Origin of the sequence: Methylobacterium sp. C1 (genome assembly GCF_001854385.1) — a bacterium.
GTDB classification, from domain to species: domain Bacteria; phylum Pseudomonadota; class Alphaproteobacteria; order Rhizobiales; family Beijerinckiaceae; genus Methylobacterium; species Methylobacterium radiotolerans.
In genome coordinates, this window is sequence record NZ_CP017640.1 from 6118134 (window position 1) to 6135322 (window position 17189).

At 71.0% G+C, this 17189-nt stretch carries 16 protein-coding genes; 11 read left to right on the plus strand and 5 right to left on the minus strand.

All coding sequences use genetic code 11. The features are described 5' to 3' along the window. Positions 1-161 precede the first annotated feature (161 nt). The 11 genes from aroQ to BKE41_RS28300 all read left to right on the plus strand — a co-directional run bounded on the left by aroQ (position 162) and on the right by BKE41_RS28300 (position 12620). Positions 162-611, plus strand: coding sequence for a type II 3-dehydroquinate dehydratase (gene aroQ / locus BKE41_RS28250; RefSeq protein WP_012322210.1), 450 nt, complete (start codon positions 162-164; stop codon positions 609-611). Between the two features lie 144 nt (positions 612-755). Next, entirely contained in the window at positions 756-1457 is a 702-nt protein-coding gene (locus BKE41_RS28255; protein ID WP_012322211.1) for an orotate phosphoribosyltransferase, read from the plus strand. A 13-nt stretch (positions 1458-1470) separates the two neighbouring features. Next, positions 1471-2550, plus strand: a complete 1080-nt coding sequence (gene pyrC / locus BKE41_RS28260; RefSeq protein WP_029361017.1) for a dihydroorotase — start codon at positions 1471-1473, stop codon at positions 2548-2550. A gap of 206 nt (positions 2551-2756) precedes the next feature. Then, on the plus strand, positions 2757-4202 hold the full coding sequence (locus BKE41_RS28265) for an amidase (RefSeq protein ID WP_012322213.1): 1446 nt from the start codon (positions 2757-2759) through the stop codon (positions 4200-4202). A 424-nt stretch (positions 4203-4626) separates the two neighbouring features. Then, entirely contained in the window at positions 4627-6402 is a 1776-nt protein-coding gene (locus tag BKE41_RS28270; protein WP_012322214.1) for an acetolactate synthase 3 large subunit, read from the plus strand. An 81-nt stretch (positions 6403-6483) separates the two neighbouring features. Continuing rightward, complete coding sequence (ilvN, locus tag BKE41_RS28275; RefSeq protein ID WP_012322215.1) at positions 6484-7026, plus strand: acetolactate synthase small subunit; 543 nt, start codon at positions 6484-6486, stop codon at positions 7024-7026. An 85-nt stretch (positions 7027-7111) separates the two neighbouring features. Next, positions 7112-7756 (plus strand): glutathione S-transferase N-terminal domain-containing protein, encoded by a 645-nt coding sequence (locus BKE41_RS28280; RefSeq protein WP_024828151.1) that lies wholly within the window; start codon positions 7112-7114, stop codon positions 7754-7756. Between the two features lie 83 nt (positions 7757-7839). Continuing rightward, on the plus strand, positions 7840-8496 hold the full coding sequence (locus BKE41_RS28285; RefSeq protein ID WP_043342820.1) for a TetR/AcrR family transcriptional regulator C-terminal domain-containing protein: 657 nt from the start codon (positions 7840-7842) through the stop codon (positions 8494-8496). 12 nt (positions 8497-8508) lie between these two features. Then, on the plus strand, positions 8509-9528 hold the full coding sequence (gene ilvC / locus BKE41_RS28290; protein ID WP_012322218.1) for a ketol-acid reductoisomerase: 1020 nt from the start codon (positions 8509-8511) through the stop codon (positions 9526-9528). Between the two features lie 165 nt (positions 9529-9693). Next, positions 9694-10347 carry a pyridoxamine 5'-phosphate oxidase family protein gene (locus BKE41_RS28295; protein WP_012322219.1) on the plus strand — a complete coding sequence of 218 codons (654 nt, stop codon included), beginning with the start codon at positions 9694-9696 and terminating at the stop codon, positions 10345-10347. Between the two features lie 233 nt (positions 10348-10580). Beyond that, positions 10581-12620, plus strand: coding sequence for a methyl-accepting chemotaxis protein (locus BKE41_RS28300; protein WP_071000529.1), 2040 nt, complete (start codon positions 10581-10583; stop codon positions 12618-12620). Between the two features lie 23 nt (positions 12621-12643). On the opposite strand, the gene tam is transcribed toward BKE41_RS28300, so the two are convergent. The 5 genes from tam to BKE41_RS28325 all read right to left on the minus strand — a co-directional run bounded on the left by tam (position 12644) and on the right by BKE41_RS28325 (position 17153). Beyond that, complete coding sequence (gene tam / locus BKE41_RS28305) at positions 12644-13426, minus strand: trans-aconitate 2-methyltransferase (protein WP_029361013.1); 783 nt, start codon at positions 13424-13426, stop codon at positions 12644-12646. Between the two features lie 23 nt (positions 13427-13449). Further along, positions 13450-14151 (minus strand): haloacid dehalogenase type II, encoded by a 702-nt coding sequence (locus tag BKE41_RS28310; RefSeq protein WP_012322222.1) that lies wholly within the window; start codon positions 14149-14151, stop codon positions 13450-13452. Beyond that, complete coding sequence (trpS, locus tag BKE41_RS28315; protein ID WP_012322223.1) at positions 14148-15212, minus strand: tryptophan--tRNA ligase; 1065 nt, start codon at positions 15210-15212, stop codon at positions 14148-14150. The genes BKE41_RS28310 and trpS overlap by 4 nt, the downstream gene beginning before the upstream one ends. 93 nt (positions 15213-15305) lie before the next feature. Then, positions 15306-16067 carry a Fe-S cluster assembly protein HesB gene (locus tag BKE41_RS28320; protein WP_071000530.1) on the minus strand — a complete coding sequence of 254 codons (762 nt, stop codon included), beginning with the start codon at positions 16065-16067 and terminating at the stop codon, positions 15306-15308. Between the two features lie 318 nt (positions 16068-16385). Beyond that, entirely contained in the window at positions 16386-17153 is a 768-nt protein-coding gene (locus tag BKE41_RS28325; protein WP_071000531.1) for a GyrI-like domain-containing protein, read from the minus strand. Positions 17154-17189 lie beyond the last annotated feature (36 nt).

The following is a 17189-nucleotide window of genomic DNA, read 5'->3' on the forward strand; positions in this document are numbered from 1 at the left end:
CCGCGGAACCCGGATCTGAACCGCCCGGCGCGGGCGGCAGGTCCGTGTGCGGGACATCTCTGGCCGGATGACAGCCGCGACCCGTGTCGTGCCGGGCCCGTGCCGCGCCGGACTTGAGTCTTGCCGGCGGTTGTCGCACCTCTCGGCCCGCGAGGCACACGATGAACGACACCGTCCTGGTCCTGAACGGGCCGAACCTGAACCTGCTCGGCAAGCGCCAGCCGGAGATCTACGGCCGCGAGACCCTGGCCGACGTCGAGGCCCTGTGCCGCGAGACCGCCGCGGGCTTCGGCCTCGCGGTCGATTTCCGGCAGAGCAACGCCGAGCACGCGCTGATCGACGCGATCCACGAATTTCGGGTCGGCTCGGCCGGGATCGTCATCAACGCGGGCGCCTACACGCACACCTCGGTGGCGCTCCTCGACGCGCTGAACACCTGCGAGGTGCCGGTGATCGAGTGCCACATCTCGAATGTCCACCGGCGCGAGGCCTTCCGCCACCACTCCTACATCTCCCTCGCGGCCACGTCCGTGCTGGCGGGGTTCGGCACGCACGGCTACGCCCTGGCGATCCGGCACCTCGCGCATCTGCGGGCCGGCAGACCTGCTTGAGGCGCGGATAGCGCCGCGATCAGGGTTGACGCTGGCGGAGACAGGGCGGAGGAGGGCGGTCAGGCCCTTATTCAACGCGTTCTCCCCGGCCGGACCGGTCTACCGGACCGGCGGAGGACGTCTCGAGCGGAGCGCGCACGCCGCATGACCAGTCCCTTCCTGCCCCTCGACCGGACAGTGATCGCCCGCGAGGCGGCCAAGATGTTCCTCGAGATCGGGGCCGTCCTCTTCTACAAGGACGAGCCGTTCAAGTTCACCTCCGGCTGGGCGAGCCCGGTCTACACCGACAGCCGGAAGATCATCTCGTTCCCGCGCCTGCGCTCGACGCTGATGGATTTCGCCACCGCCACGATCGTGCGCGAGATCGGCTACGAGAAGCTGACCCACATCGCGGGCGGCGAGACCGCCGGCATCCCCTTCGCGGCCTGGATCGCCGACCGGATGATGCTGCCGATGCAGTACATCCGGAAGAAGCCCAAGGGCTTCGGCCGCAACGCCCAGATCGAGGGCGAGATCGTCGAGGGCGCCCGGACCCTGCTGGTCGAGGACCTCGCCACCGACGGGCGCAGCAAGGTCAATTTCTGCAAGGCCCTGCGCGATTCCGGCGCCCAGGTCGATCACTGCTTCGTGCTGTTCTACTACGACATCTTCCCCGACAGCGCCGCGCTGATGGAGGAGATCGGCATCAAGCTCCACTACCTCACCACGTGGTGGGACGTGCTGGCGGTGGCCAAGGAGATGGGCACCTTCGACCCGAAGACCCTGGCGGAGGTCGAGCGCTTCCTCAACGCCCCGGCGGAGTGGTCGGCGGCCCACGGCGGCATCTCCGCCTTCGGCCAGGCCTGAGGAGAGGATCGCGATGGGCGTCGCCGAGCTGTTCCCCGCCGAGCGCCAGGAGGCGAAGCCGGTCGACCGGATCACGATCCGCCGGCCGGACGACTGGCACATCCACCTGCGCGACGGCGCCATGCTGAAGGCGGTGCTGCCCTACACGGCGGCGCAGTTCGCCCGGGGCATCATCATGCCGAACCTCGTGCCGCCGGTGACCACGGTCGCGGCCGCGCAGGCCTATCGCGAGCGCATCCTGGCGGCCCTGCCCGAGGGCCAGGACTTCACGCCGCTGATGACCTGCTACCTGCGGGACGACACCGACCCGGACGAGATCGAGCGCGGCTTCAGGGAGAAGGTCTGGGTCGCCGCCAAGCTCTACCCGGCGGGCGCGACCACGAACTCGCACGCGGGCGTCACCGACCTCAATGGCATCGCGCCCGTGCTGGAGCGGATGGAGCGGATCGGCATGCCGCTCCTGATCCACGGCGAGGCGACCGACCCGGAGATCGACATCTTCGACCGCGAGGCCGCCTTCATGGAGGGCAGCCTGATCCCGCTCCTCGGCCGCCATCAGGGGCTGAAGGTCACCGTGGAGCACGCCACCACCGCGGAGATCCTCGACGTGGTCCGCGAGCACCGGAGCCGGTGCGCGGCGACGATCACGCCGCACCACCTAGTGATCAACCGGACGCACATCTTCCAGGGTGGCCTGCGCCCGCACCTGTACTGCCTGCCGGTGGCCAAGCGCGAGCGGCACCGGCTCGCCCTGCGCCGGGCCGCGACCTCCGGCGAGGCCTGCTTCTATCTCGGCACCGACACGGCCCCGCATGTCCGCGGCGCCAAGGAGGCGTCCTGCGGCTGCGCCGGCGTGTTCTGCGGCCCGAGCGCGCTCCAGACCTACGTGCAGGTCTTCGACGAGGAGGGGGCGCTGGACAAGTTCGAGGCTTTCGCGTCGCTCAACGGCGCCCGCTTCCACGGTCTGGAGCCGAATGCCGGGACCGTCACCCTGGAGCGCCGGGAGAGCCGCATCGCCGAGGCCGTCGCGGTCGACGACACGGCGGTGGTGGTGTTCCGCGGCGAGGAGACGCTGCCCTGGTCGGTGGCGTGACCGCCTAGGCTGGGACCGCGCACCGTCATCGCGGGCGCGGCGAGGCGACCCCGGGCAGCGCGAGATCGGTGACCGTCGGGCGACATGGGGTTGCTTCGCCGCGCTCACCCAGACGGATACCGGCCAGCCATCTAATCGGCCGAAGCCATCTTTGCCCGGATCCAACCTCCGGTTACCGATCGTCCGTCGATCCGGAGGAGGGTAAGATGCAGGACGCGCGACAGGACGGCATCACCGCCATGGGCGCCGTGGACCTCGCCGCCGCCATCCGCGGCCGGGTCGTCTCCTGCGTCGAGGTGATGCGCGCCTATCTGGAGCGGATCCATCGGATCAACCCGCAGGTGAACGCCCTCGTGGGCCTGGCCGACGACGCCGCGCTCCTGCGGGAGGCCGAGGCCGCCGACGCCGTCCTGGCGCGCGGTGAGCCCGTCGGCCCGCTGCACGGCTTCCCGCTGGCGGTGAAGGATCTCGACCCGGTCCGCGGCCTGCGATTCACGCAGGGCTCGCCGATCTTCGCCGACCGGGTCGCCGAGACGGACTCGATCATGGTCACCCGCCTGCGCGCCGCCGGGGCGATCTTCATCGGCAAGACCAACATCCCCGAGTTCGGCCTCGGCTCGCACAGCTTCAACCCGGTCTACGGCGCCACCGGCAACGCCTACGACCCGGCGATGACCGGGGGCGGGTCGAGCGGCGGCGCCGCCGTGGCGGTGGCGCTGCGGATGCAGCCGGTGGCCGACGGCAGCGACCATGCCGGCTCCCTGCGGAATCCGCCCGCCTTCAACAACTGCTACGGCCTGCGCCCGAGCTGGGGCCGGATCCCGGCCGAGGCCAAGGACGTGTTCAGCCCGAATCTCGGCGTGCTCGGGGCGATCGGGCGCACGCCGGGCGATATCGGCCTGATGCTCTCGGTGCTGGCGGGCTACGATCCGCGCTGCCCGAACGCCGTCCGGCAGGACCCGTCCGCCTTCGCGCGCCCGCTCGCCCGCGACTTCCGCGGGACGCGGATCGCGTGGCTCGGCGATTGCGGCGGCGAGATCCCGTTCGATCCCGGCGTGCTCGACGTCGGGCGCGCCGCCCTGGCGACCTTCGCGGAGATCGGCTGCACCGTCGAGGAGGCGATGCCGCGCTACGACATGGAGCGGCTCTGGCAGGACTGGCTGGTGCTGCGGGCCCTCACCGTCGCGGCGAACCTCCGCCCGCTCTACGACGAGCCCCGCCACCGGGCCCTGCTCAAGCCGGAGGCGGTCTGGGAGGTCGAGCGGGGACTGGCGCTCGGCGCCGACCGGATCATCGCGGCGCTGGAGGGGCGCACCCGCTGGTACGAGACCCTGCGCCGCTTCATGGAGGCCTACGACTACGTGGTCATGCCCAGCGCCCAGGTCTTCCCGTTCGACAAGAGCCTGCGCTGGCCCGAGACCGTGGGCGGCCACGCGATGGACACCTACCACCGCTGGATGCAGATCACGATTCCCGCGACGATGTCGGGCCTGCCGGCGCTGGCCGTGCCGGCCGGGTTCGGGGAGGCCGGGCTGCCCGCGGGCATCCAGATCGTCGGTCCCAACCACGGCGAGCTCGCCTGCCTGCAGCTCGGTGCCGCCTACGACGCGGCGAGCAACTGGGTCCGCCGCTACCCGCCGCCGCTGAACTGAGGGAGCGGCTCGTCGACCAAGCCGGCGCAAACAAGCGCCGGACGCGTTGACCCGCCCCGCGCTCTCCGCTAAGAGGCCCGACACTTCGCGTGCCGACCATGAGCCAGTTCCGGATCATGGGGCCGCCGCGGGGCAGGTTCGGATATCCGATGACCACGGTCCTTATTGTAGCGGTAGCGTCACCGACGGGGCGGCCCTGAGAGAGGGCCGCGATCCGGGCGGTGGCGCATGCAGGGTCCCTCGGGGCCCTTTTTTGTTGCCCGCGTCCGGGCGGGACAGGACTGGGACGGACGGAGATCCGAGGCGAGAGGCACCTTCGGGCGAGGCGGAGACCGCCCCGCGTGACGGGGGTGCCGGGAGAGAGGACGGGGCAGGGCGGCGATCACGGGATCGCGGTGGCTCCGGAGAGCGCGAGGAGACGAGCATGGGCGGCGAGGTCATGACCGGGGCCGAGATGGTCATCCGGGCCTTCCAGGATCAGGGTGTCGACACGCTGTTCGGGTACCCGGGCGGCGCCGTACTTCCGATCTACGACGCGCTCTTCCACCAGAACGCCGTCAAGCACATCCTTGTCCGCCACGAGCAGGGCGCCGTCCACGCCGCGGAGGGCTATGCCCGCTCCTCCGGCAAGGTCGGCTGCGTCCTCGTGACGTCGGGCCCCGGCGCGACCAACATCGTCACCGGACTCACCGACGCGATGCTGGACTCGATCCCGCTGGTCTGCATCACCGGGCAGGTCCCGACGCACCTGATCGGCACCGACGCGTTCCAGGAATGCGACACGGTCGGCATCACGCGCCACTGCACGAAGCACAATTACCTCGTCAAATCGATCGACGACCTGCCGCGCATCCTGCACGAGGCGTTCTACGTCGCGGCGAACGGCCGTCCCGGTCCGGTCGTGGTCGACCTGCCCAAGGACATCCAGTTCGCCTCCGGCCTCTACGAGCGCCCCGAGATCGCGAGCCACAAGACCTACCGCCCGGCCGTCAAGGGCGACGCCGACCGGATCCGCGCGGCCGTCGAGCTGATGGCGACCGCGCGCCGGCCGGTCTTCTACACCGGCGGCGGCGTCATCAACTCGGGTCCTGAGGCCTCGCGCCTGCTGCGCGAGCTCGTCCGCGAGACCGGCTTCCCGATCACCTCGACCCTGATGGGGCTCGGCGCCTATCCGGGCACGGACGAGAAGTTCCTGGGCATGCTCGGCATGCACGGGACCTACGAGGCCAACCTCGCGATGCACGAGTGCGACGTGATGATCTGCGTCGGCGCCCGCTTCGACGACCGGATCACCGGCCGGCTCGACGCGTTCTCGCCGTTCTCGAAGAAGATCCACATCGACGTCGACGCCTCCTCGATCAACAAGGTCGTCAAGGTCGATGTCGGGATCGTCGGCGACTGCGCGTCGGTGCTCGCCGACATGCTGGAGGCGTGGCGCGCCCTGCCGTCGCGGCCCGACACGTCGAACCTCGATCCGTGGTTCCAGAAGATCAACGCCTGGAAGGCGCGGGACTGCCTCGCCTACTGGCCGTCGGGCACGATCATCAAGCCGCAATACGCCGTGCAGCGCCTCTACGAGGCCTGCAAGGACCGCGAGACCTACATCACCACCGAGGTCGGCCAGCACCAGATGTGGGCAGCCCAGTACTTCAAGTACGACGAGCCGAACCGCTGGATGACCTCCGGGGGCCTCGGCACGATGGGCTACGGCCTGCCGGCGGCGATCGGCACGCAGCTCGCGCACCCGAACGGGCTCGTCATCGACATCGCCGGCGAGGCCTCGATCCTGATGAACATGCAGGAGATGTCGACGGCGGTGCAGTACCGCCTGCCGATCAAGGTGTTCATCCTGAACAACGAGTACATGGGCATGGTCCGCCAGTGGCAGGAGCTGCTGCACGGCTCGCGCTACTCGCAGAGCTACTCGGAGAGCCTGCCGGACTTCGTGAAGCTCGCGGAGGCCTACGGCGCCAAGGGCATGCGCTGCGAGAAGCCGGGCGACCTCGACGGCGCCATCGCGGAGATGCTCGCCCACGACGGCCCGGTGATCTTCGACTGCATCGTCGACAAGACCGAGAACTGCTTCCCGATGATCCCGTCGGGCAAGGCGCACAACGAGATGCTCCTGTCCGATTACCTCGGCGAGACCGGCGTCGAACTCGGCGACGTGATCTCCGAGGAAGGCAAGATGCTGGTGTGAGGGAGGGCGGCCCGGCTCCGTGCCGGGCCGCGATCCGCCGCTGCGGCGGCGTTGGGTCGAACGACGAGGACTTGCCCCGCGATGAACGCGATGAACACCCACTATCCCGAGCCCGTCCGCGTCGAGCCGGTGAACCGGCACACGCTCGCGGTGATCGTCGACAACGAGCCCGGCGTGCTCGCCCGCATCTCCGGCATGTTCTCCGGTCGCGGCTACAACATCGAGAGCCTGACGGTCTCCGAGACCGAGGAGGCGCGCCACATCTCCCGCATCACCATCGTGACCGCGGGCACGAACGCCGTGATCGAGCAGATCAAGGCGCAGCTCGACCGGCTGGTGCCGGTGCACCGGGTGGTGGACCTGACGCTCCAGGGCAACGCCATCGAGCGCGAGATCTGCCTGGTGAAGGTGAAGGGCGAGGGCGAGCACCGCAGCGAGGCGCTTCGGCTCGCCGCCGCCTTCGGCGCCAAGACGCTCGACGCCACGCTCAACTCCTTCGTGTTCGAATTGACCGGCGCCACCGAGGAGATCGACCGGTTCGTGCGCCTGATGAGCGTGATCGGGCTGGTGGAGATCTGCCGGACCGGGATCTCCGCGATGGGGCGCGGGGCGGAGCCGCTCTAAGCTTCCGACGCGCGGCTCATCGGTGCCGGGGGGAGCCGATCGAGGCCGTCGCGTCGCGCCTGAGTTCGTCGATCAAGGACCACCCATGACCGCCCGTACGCTCTACTACGCCCCCGGCGCCTGCTCGCTCGCCGCCCACATCATCCTGGAGGAATCCGGGCTCCCCTACGAGGGCATCAAGCTCGACCTCGCGGCGGGCGACCAGCGCCGGCCGGAATACCTCGCGATCAACGATCGCGGCCGCGTGCCGGCGCTGACCGAGGACGGCTGGGTGCTCACCGAGTGCGCGGCCATCCTGCGCCACGTCGCCCGTCAGGTGCCGGAGAAGGCGCTGTGGCCCACGGATCTCCGCGAGCAGGCCGCCACCGACGAGTGGCTCGGCTGGCTCGCCTGCAACCACCATGTCACTTATGCCCATGTCCGCCGGCCCGAGCGCTACACCGAGGACGAGAGCGCCTTCGCGGGCATCAAGGCTAAGGCCGCCAATACCTACGCGGATCTCGCCACCATGACCGAGGTGCGCCTCTCGCACGGCGGCTGGGCTGTGGGTGACCGGTTCAGCGTCGTCGACGCCTACCTGATGGTCTTCTGGTTCTGGGCCAACGGGCCCGTGCTCCGGTTCGACATGGCCGGCCGCTTCCCGGCCTGGACCGCCCATGCCCGCCGCGTCGCCGAGCGGCCGGCCGTGCAAGCCGTCTTCGCCCGCGAGGGACTGCCGCTCCCGCGCTGACCCGGTTCGGCCGCGGCACCCCCTTGCCGCGGCCGTCGAATCGGCCTAGAGCGCGTACCGTACGGTACGGTACGCCATTCGAGATGATGCAGGCCAGCGCCACAGCAGAGCAGGAAGCCCCGTCGGCACGCCAGCAGGCGGTGCTGGACGCCGTGCTCGGCCTCATGGTCGAGGACGGCGAGCAGCTCACCATGGACGCCGTCGCGCGCCGGGCGAGCTGCTCGAAGGAGACGCTCTACAAGTGGTTCGGCGACCGCGACGGGTTGCTGACCGCGACGGTGCGCTGGCAGGCCTCCCGGGTCCATGCCGGGCACGACGCCGCGCAGGTGCTCGACGGCGCGACCCTGCGGGAGCGCCTGCAGGACTTCGCCGTGACGTGGCTGGAGGTCATCACCGGCCCGACCTCGGTGGCGCTGAACCGCATCGCCATCGCGCATGCGGGCTCGCGCAAGAGCAACCTCGGCGGCATCGTGCTCGCGAACGGCCGCTTCGCCATCGGCGAGCGGGTCAAGCCCGTGCTGGAGGCGGGGCGCGCCGCCGGCCTGCTGACCTTCGCCGACAGCGAGGCCGCCTTCCGCACCTTCTTCGGCCTCGTCGGCCGGGATATCCAGATCCGACTTCTGCTCGGCGAGACCCTCGACCTCGACGGGGCCGAGATCCGGCGCGATGCGGGCCGCGCCGTCGAGCAGTTCCTGGCCCTCTACGGCCGGGCCCAACCCGACCCGAAACACCAAGCTTAAGAGGAGACAGACATGCGGGTGTATTACGATCGCGACGCCGACCTGAACCTGATCAAGGGCAAGAAGGTCGCCATCGTCGGCTACGGCAGCCAGGGCCACGCCCACGCGCTCAACCTGCGCGATTCCGGCGTGAAGGACATCGTCATCGCGCTGCGCGAGGGCTCCGCCACCGCCAAGAAGGCCGAGCACGAGGGCTTCAAGGTCCTGTCGGTCGCCGAGGCCGCCAAGTGGGCCGACGTGGTGATGATGCTCACCCCCGACGAGCTGCAGGGCGACATCTACCGCGAGTCCCTCGAGGGCAACATGAAGCAGGGCGCCGCGCTCCTGTTCGCCCACGGCCTCAACGTCCACTTCAACCTGATCGAGCCGCGCAAGGATCTCGACGTCCTGATGGTCGCCCCGAAGGGCCCGGGCCACACCGTGCGCTCCGAGTACCTCCGCGGCGGCGGCGTGCCGACCCTGATCGCCATCGCGCAGGACGCCTCCGGCAACGCCCACGATCTCGGCCTGTCGTACGCCTCGGCGAACGGCGGCGGCCGCGCCGGCATCATCGAGACGACCTTCAAGGAGGAGTGCGAGACCGACCTGTTCGGCGAGCAGGCCGTGCTCTGCGGCGGCCTCGTCGAGCTGATCAAGGCCGGCTTCGAGACCCTGGTCGAGGCGGGCTACGCCCCCGAGATGGCCTATTTCGAGTGCCTCCACGAGGTGAAGCTGATCGTCGACCTCATCTACGAGGGCGGCATCGCCAACATGAACTACTCGATCTCCAACACGGCCGAGTACGGCGAGTACGTCACCGGCCCGCGCATCGTCACGCCCGAGACCAAGGCCGAGATGAAGCGCGTGCTGAACGACATCCAGTCGGGCACCTTCACGCGCAACTGGATGCTGGAGAACAAGGTCAACCAGACCTCGTTCAAGGCGACCCGCGCCAAGCTCGCCGCCCACCCGATCGAGGAGGTCGGCGCCAAGCTCCGCGGCATGATGCCGTGGATCTCCGAGAAGGCGCTCGTCGACAAGACCCGCAACTGAGCCCGAACCGTGCGGCCGGGCCTCGCTCGGCCGCGCCGCCAGGGGCCGGTCACGCGTGAGCGTGGTCGGCCCTTCGTCTTCCCGGTTGCCCTGTCCGAAGCTTCCCGGCCATAAGCCCCGCAGCGGTCCCGCCTGCACGAGGGCCGGCAAGCGGAGAGGACACCCATGGCATCGCTCTATTCCGACGCGCACCGGGCGCTCCAGGAGGAGTTCGGCACGACCAAGCTCGCCGTGCGCCTCGACGAGGACTGGGTTCACGACAGCGTCCAGCCGGACGAGGCCGCGTTCATCGGCTCTCGCGACATGTTCTTCCTGTCGACCGTCGATCCGGACGGGATGCCCACCGTCTCCTACAAGGGCGGCCCCACGGGCTTCGTGAAGGTGCTCGACGACAAGACGCTCGTCTTCCCCGGATTCGACGGCAACGGCATGTTCTACTCGATGGGCAATATCGAGGGGCAGGCCAAGGTCGGCCTGCTGTTCATCGACTTCGAGACGCCGCACCGCATCCGCGTGCAGGGGCACGCGTCGCTGCTGCGCGACGACGCCCTCATGGCCGAGTATACCGAGGCCAAGTACCTGGTGAGGGTCGCGGTCACCAAGATCTGGGTCAACTGCCCGCGCTACATCCACAAGTACAAGAAGCTCGAGCAGAACAAGTACGTGCCGCGGCCCGATCGCGAGACCCCGCTCGCCGCCTGGAAGCGGCTCGACCTCGCGGGCGACGTGATCAGCGACGCCGACAAGGCCCGCGTCGCCAAGGAGGGCAAGCTCGAGGTCTCCGAGTACGCGGCGCTGGTCGCCCGCGGCGAGGCCTGACGGTCCGTTCCGGCCGCCCCGCGGAGCAGGGCGGCCGGTGCTTGACGAGGCGGAATTCCAATTTTCACGCCGTGAGTTGATCGCAAGTATATTTAACCTACGCATCACAATGATGCGGCACTGTATTGGCCTCTACTTTCGTCGTTCTTCAAATTTTCTTGACGCCGTGAGGGTAGGTCGTTAGATTTCGTGCGATATCTCTCGATCGTACCTTCTCACGGTTCGTACAGGCCATGTTCTCGCTCCCGCTGCGCGTCGCGGTAATCTGTAGTGTCCTGATCGCGGCCGTCTTCGCGGGCGGGACGACTTTCCTGGATCGCCGGATCAACGCCTCCTTCGAGGAACAGACGGCCAGGATGCAGTCGGAGACGCTGTCGAGCGAGGCGCGCGAGGTTCGGTTTCGCCTCGCCGTGGCGGCCAGGACCGCCGAGAGTCTCGCGGCGGCCGCCTCGGCGCTGCGCGGCGGCGGGATCCAGGACCGCGCGGTCTACGACGCGATGCTGCGCGAGCTTCTGCGCGCCAACCCCGACCTGATCGCGACCTGGACCGGCTGGGAGCCGAACGCTCTGGACGGGCGCGACCGCGCATTCGCCGGCACGGCGTCCTCGGACGCGAGCGGCCGCTTCATGCCCTACTGGAATCGCGGCAGCGGCACGATCAAGCGGGAGGTTCTCACCGGCTACGAGGCCGAGCCGGACGGCGCCTACTACCTTCGGCCGAAGAAGCTGAACCGCTTGGTGGCCATCGAACCCTACATCTACCCGGTGGCCGGGAAGGACGTCGTCATGATGTCGTTCGGCGCGCCGATCACCGTGGACGGCACGTACCGCGGCACCGCCGGCGTCGACATCGATCTCGGCTCCCTGAACGCCGCCCTCAACGCGGTGAAGCCGTTCGGGACCGGCTATCTCGCGGTGATCTCGGCGAGCGGGACGACCGTCGCGCATCCGACCGGCGCGGCGGCCGACGCGGCCGGGCAGGCGATCCGCGCGGGAGCCGTGGTGGTGACCGACGCGCCGGGCCCGGACGGGGCGCCGTGGCGGTACATGGCGCAGCATATCCAGGCGGGCGAGACGCCCGACCGGTGGGCCATCGTCGTGGCGGTGCCGGTGGCGACGCTCACGGCCGCCGCCGATCAGGCGCGCGCGACGCTGATCGGCATCTCGGTCCTCTGCGTGCTGATCGGATGCGCGGTCGTCTTCGGCGCGCTGCACCGCCTCGTCGGGAGGCCGATCCGCGCGCTCGGCCGGACCATCGGCGACATGGCGGCGGGCGATTACGGGGCGGACGTGCCCGAGGCGCGGCGCCGCGACGAGGTCGGGCTGGTCGGGCGGGCGGTGCTGCAGCTGCGCGACGGCCTGCGGGCGCAGGCGCAGGCCGACGCCCGGGCACGGGCGGACGCCCAGGCCGCCGCCGACCGGGATCGCAAGCGGGTGACCGCGGACCTGGCCAACGCCTTCGAGCAGGCGGTCGGCGGCATCGTCGAGACGGTGACGGACGCGGCCACCGAGCTGCAGGCCACGGCCAAGGGGCTGGCCGCCACGGCCTCGGAGACCGCGGGCCAGTCGACCACCGTCGCGGCCGGGGCCGAGGAGGCCGCCTCCAACGTCCGGGCCGCGGCCTCGGCGGCCGAAGAACTCGGCAGCTCCGTGCAGGAGATCGGGCGGCAGGTCCAGGGATCCGCGCAGCTCGCGCGGGCCGCGGCCGACGAGGCCGGGCGCACGGTGCGGCTGGTTGAGGACCTGAGCGCGGCGGTGATGAAGATCGGGGACGTGGTGGCGCTGATCAGCGGCATCGCGGGCCAGACCAACCTGCTCGCCCTCAACGCCACCATCGAGGCGGCCCGCGCCGGCGAGGCCGGCCGGGGCTTCGCGGTCGTGGCCGCCGAGGTGAAGGCGCTGGCCACCCAGACCGCGCGGGCCACCGACGAGATCGCGGGGCAGATCTCTCGCGTTCAGGCCTCGACCGCGCAGGCGGCCTCGGCGATCGGCAGCATCACGACGCGGGTCGACGAGATCAGCGCTGTGGCCACGACGATCGCGGCCGCGGTCGAGCAGCAGGGCGCCGCGACCCAGGAGATCGTCCGCAACGTGACCCAGGCCGCCGCCGGCACGGGCGAGGTGACCACGAACATCGCCCGCGTGGCCGACGCCGCCGACATGACCGGCTCGGCCGCCGGTCAGGTGCTGGATTCGTCCGCGAACCTGTCGCGTCAGTCCGAGCATCTGCGGGCAGAGGTCAGCCGCTTCCTCGGTACGGTGCGCGCGGCCTGAGGGCGCCCGGACCGGCCTGCGCGCTAGCTGGCCTTCCGGGCGACGACGAACACCCGCGGGAAGGCGAGCAGGCGCCGGCCGTCGCTGCGCGGCGGGTAGGCCCCGTCGATCGCGCGCGTGTAGGCATCCAGGAAGCCGGCGCGGTGCTCGGGATCCAGCGGGTCGAGGAAGGGACGCAGGCCCGTGGCCCGGACCCAGTCCACGATGGCGGCGGCATCGGCCATCCGGTGATGATAGGCGGTGCACCAGACATCGACCTCGGCGGCCGCCGGCGCCAGCAGATCGTAGTACGCCGCGGGCTCCAGCATCCGCCCGAGGCGGCCGGCCACGGCCGGGTCGCCGATCGCCGCCGCCCAGGGGCCGGACGCCGCCACCGCGCGCATCAGGCGGTGGGTGGGCTCGGCGAGGTTGTCGGGCATCTGCACGGCCAGCACGCCGCCCGGGGCGAGGAGGCCGAACAGCCGCGGCAGCAGGGTCGCGTGGTCCGGCAGCCATTGCAGCACGGCGTTGGCGTAGATCAGGTCCGGCGCCCGCTCGGGTGTCCAGGTCGCGGCGTCGGCCAGCGCGAAGGCGAGGCGGGGCAGCCGGGCGCGGGCGCTCTCCAGCATGGCCGGCGAGGTGTCGAGCCCGATCACCTCGGCGTCGGGGAAACGGGCCGCGATCAGCGCGGTGGAGTTGCCGGGCCCGCAGCCGAGATCGATGGCCAGACGCGGCGCTTCGAGGGGCACGCGGGCGAGGAGCTCGGCGGCGGGGCGCGTCCGCTCGTCCTCGAAGCGGGTGTAGAGGGCGGGGTTCCAGTCGGCCATCGCACCCTTCCGTGAAAAAATCCTCAGCAGCCGAGCCGGTCGGCGAGATCCGCCAAGTCCCGCGCCGCGTGGGTGACCGGCACCGTCGGCGCGGCCTCGCCGCCGGCCGGGCCGTGCTCGTGCGGGCGGGCGATGTGGGCGGTGGCGAGCCCGTGGCCCGCCGCCGCCGCGAGGTCGTTCGAGTGTGCCGCGACCATCATGGTCTCCCCCGGCGCGAAGCCGAAGGCCGCGACGGCGTCGCGGTAGAGCGCCGGCTTCGGCTTGTAGTCGCGGGAGTAGCCGGCGCCGAGCACCGCGTCGAAGACCAGGCCGTTGCGGCGGGCGAGGTCGGCCATCAGCCGGACCGGCCCGTTGGAGACCGGCGCCAGGAGGTGCTTCTCGCGCAGCCGCCGCAGCGCGTCCGGCACCTCGGGCCACGCGTCGAGCCGGTGCCAGGCCTGGACCAGCTCCCGCTGCACGGCCTCGGAGACGCCCGCGATGCCGAACTGCGCCAGCACGCCGGGCAGCGACTCGGCCTGGAGCGTGTCGAGGTCGACGTAGGGCCGGGCGCCGGAGCGCACCGTCTCCATCGAGGGATTGTACTGTGCCCGCCACGCGTCCGCGAAGGCGCCGGCATCGAGGTCCGGCGCGACGGGCGCGAGCAGCCGCGCCGCCTCGCGGGCGACGCCGGAGCGCCAGTCGACCAGCGTCCCGAAGACGTCGAAGACCAGCGCCCGGACGGTCACCGCACCGCCTGCAGGCTGGGACCGCGCCGGACGAAGCCGACGATGTCCTTGACCGCGTCGAGGGTCTGCGCCGCGATGGTCTCGGCCCGGGCGCCGCCGTCGGCCAGCACGGCGTCGATGTGGCCAGGATCGGCGGTGAGGCGGCGCATCTCCCCGGCGATCGGCGCGAGGCTCGTCACCGCGAGGTCGGCGAGCGCCGGCTTGAAGGTCGAGAACTGCGCTCCCCCGAAATCGCGCAGCACGTCCTCCCGGGTGATGCCGGCCAGCGCCGCGTAGATCCCCACGAGGTTGTCGGCCTCGGGCCGCTCCTTCAGGCCCGCCACCTCGGAAGGCAGGGGCTCGGGATCGGTCTTGGCCCGGCGGATCTTCTGGGCGATGGCGTCCGCATCGTCCGTGAGGTTGATGCGGGCGTTGTCGGACGGGTCCGACTTCGACATCTTCTTGGTGCCGTCGCGCAGCGACATGACCCGGGCTGCCGGGCCGCCGATCAGCGGCTCCGTGATCGGGAAGAAGGCGTCGCCGTGGCCGTGCGCCGTGATCGACCCCGAGAAATCGGTGTTGAACTTCTGGGCGATGTCCCGGGTCAGCTCCAGGTGCTGCTTCTGGTCCTCGCCGACCGGCACGTGCGTCGCCCGGTAGGCCAGGATGTCGGCGGCCATCAGCACCGGGTAGTCGTAGAGGCCGATCGAGGCGTTCTCCCGGTCCTTGCCGGCCTTCTCCTTGAACTGGGTCATGCGGTTCAGCCAGCCGAGGCGGGCGACGCAGTTGAACACCCAGGCGAGCTCGGCGTGCTGCGGCACCTGGCTCTGGTTGAACACGATCGAGCGCTTGGGATCGATGCCGGCGGCGAGGAAGGCGGCCGTGACCTCGCGGATCTGGCCGCGCAGCGCTTCGGGATCCTGCCAGACGGTGATCGCGTGGAGGTCGACCACGCAGTACAGGCACTGCGCGTCGCGATCCTGCATCTCCACGAAGCGCTTCACGGCCCCGAGATAGTTGCCGAGGTGCAGGTTGCCGGTGGGCTGGACGCCCGAGAAGACCAATTCGGTGAACGCGGCCATCGGCGCCGATCCTGAGCAAGGGAAGACCGGGGCTCCGCGCCGTCCGGGCGCGGGGTTACTCGCACCCGTAGCCCGGAATGGTCAAGGACGCGCTCACGGCTCCCGCGTGGGCAGCCTCGCGCTGGGGCAGAGGTCGACCAGGACGCAGCGCCCGCAGGCCGGGCGGTGATGATGGCAGACCTTCTGGCCGTGCAGCATCAGGATCTCGTGATTGTCGTAGAGGTCCTGCGCGCTCCAGTCGGCGGGGAGCTGCGCCCGCAGGATCGGGTGCGACGGGCCGACATCGACCGTCTTGCCGATCAGCCCGAGGCGCTGCGCCACCCGGTGATGGTGGCTGTCGACCGGCAGGGCCGGCATTCGCAGGGTGGAGAAGGACAGGACCGCCGCGCTGGTCTTCGGCCCGACGCCCGGGATTGCCTGCAGCCACGCCCGCGCGGCCTCGACCTCCATGTCGGCCAGGAAGGCGAGGTCGAGGCCGCCGCACCGGTCGCGCAGCGCCCGGAGCACGTCGCGGATGCGCGGCGCCTTCAGCTCCGGCCAAGTCACGCCCGCGATGGCAGCCTCGATCTCCGGCACGTCCGCGTCGATCACCGCCTCCCAGTCGCGGAAGCGCGCCCGCAGGGCCTTGAAGGCCCGGCCGGATTCGGCGTTGCGCGTCCGGTGCGACAGGAGCGAGGAGACGAGTTCGCTGACCGGATCCAGGCTGTGGAAGTACGGGATCGGGCAGCCGTAGACCGGGCACAACCGGGCATGGACGGCGAGCGCCTTCTCGGCGAGGGCCGGATCCGTGACGGCGGGGGCCGGCTTGCGGCGCGGGCGCGGGGCGGTCGCGGTTCTGAGGTCGGCGGCGGGCATGTCGGGCGAATCCGCCAGCCGATGCCCCTGTTCCTGCCTGTACGGGGCAGCGGCGATCTGTCCGCCTCGTCGGGTTCGCGCGCTTCCAGCGGAGAGCAGGGCCGGCAGCGGCGCGCGCCCTGGCCCCCTCTCCCGTGCGGAAGAGGGTTGGGGTGAGGGACCGGGCGCTTCAGGGCGGAGAGCGCCGTCGACGCGCGTGCCCTGTCCGGAAGCCGCATGACCCTCACCCTGTCCCTCTCCCGCACGGGAGAGGGGACCCGCGCTCGGTCCCGAAGCGGTCGTGGCAATCGCGTGGGGACGCCGCCGGTTCGTGCGCGCCTACTTCACCAGCGCGTAGATGTTCACGTCGAGGTTGTCGTCGGTGCTGTCCTTGAGGTCGGTGGCGTACTCCTCCACGAACCGGTCCTGCACCACGATGTCCTTGGCGTCGAGGTAGGCGGTCAGCGTCTCGTAGGTGCTGTCGATCGACTCGTAGGACCCCTTGTGGGCGAAGCGCAACGCCTTGCCGGAGGGCGTCGTGCCGAAGCGCAGGCCGTCGGTCTCGGCGGGTGCCGGGCTCGGCGCGGCCGCCACCGGGATCATCGCCTCGAACTCGAAGCCGTCGTCGTCGGTGCGCGTGAAGACCGCGAGCGGCCGCCCGGTCGGCGCGACGCCGAGCTTGGCGAGGTCGGCCTCGATCCGCGCGAAAGCCTGCTTCAGGTTCGGCACGGCCTCCTCCCACTTGGTCTTGCCGGACAGGATCGCGACGGGCTTGGCCGGCAGGGTGACCTCGTCGACGTCGCCGGGCTCGCCGGCCTTGTCGATGAGCGTCGGCCGCGCCGGCGTTCCCGGGCTCGTGCCCGGGGGCGTTCCCACCGCGGACTGGCCCGCGGGCGGGGGCGCCACCGATTGCTGGGGCGCCGGGGCCGCGCTCTTGTCCGGATCGGCGACCGGGTTCGGCGCCGTCGTGGTCGGCAGCGGGTTCGTCTGGGCCGGCGCGGGCGCCGTGGAGGGCGGCGGCGCGGGCTGCTGCTGCGCGGCGATCGGGCCGCCCGACGCGAGCACGAGGGCGGCCGAGAGGGCGACGAGCGGACGAAGGCGGATCACGGTGGGCGCTCCGGTCGAGGCCCGCGGATGATCGCG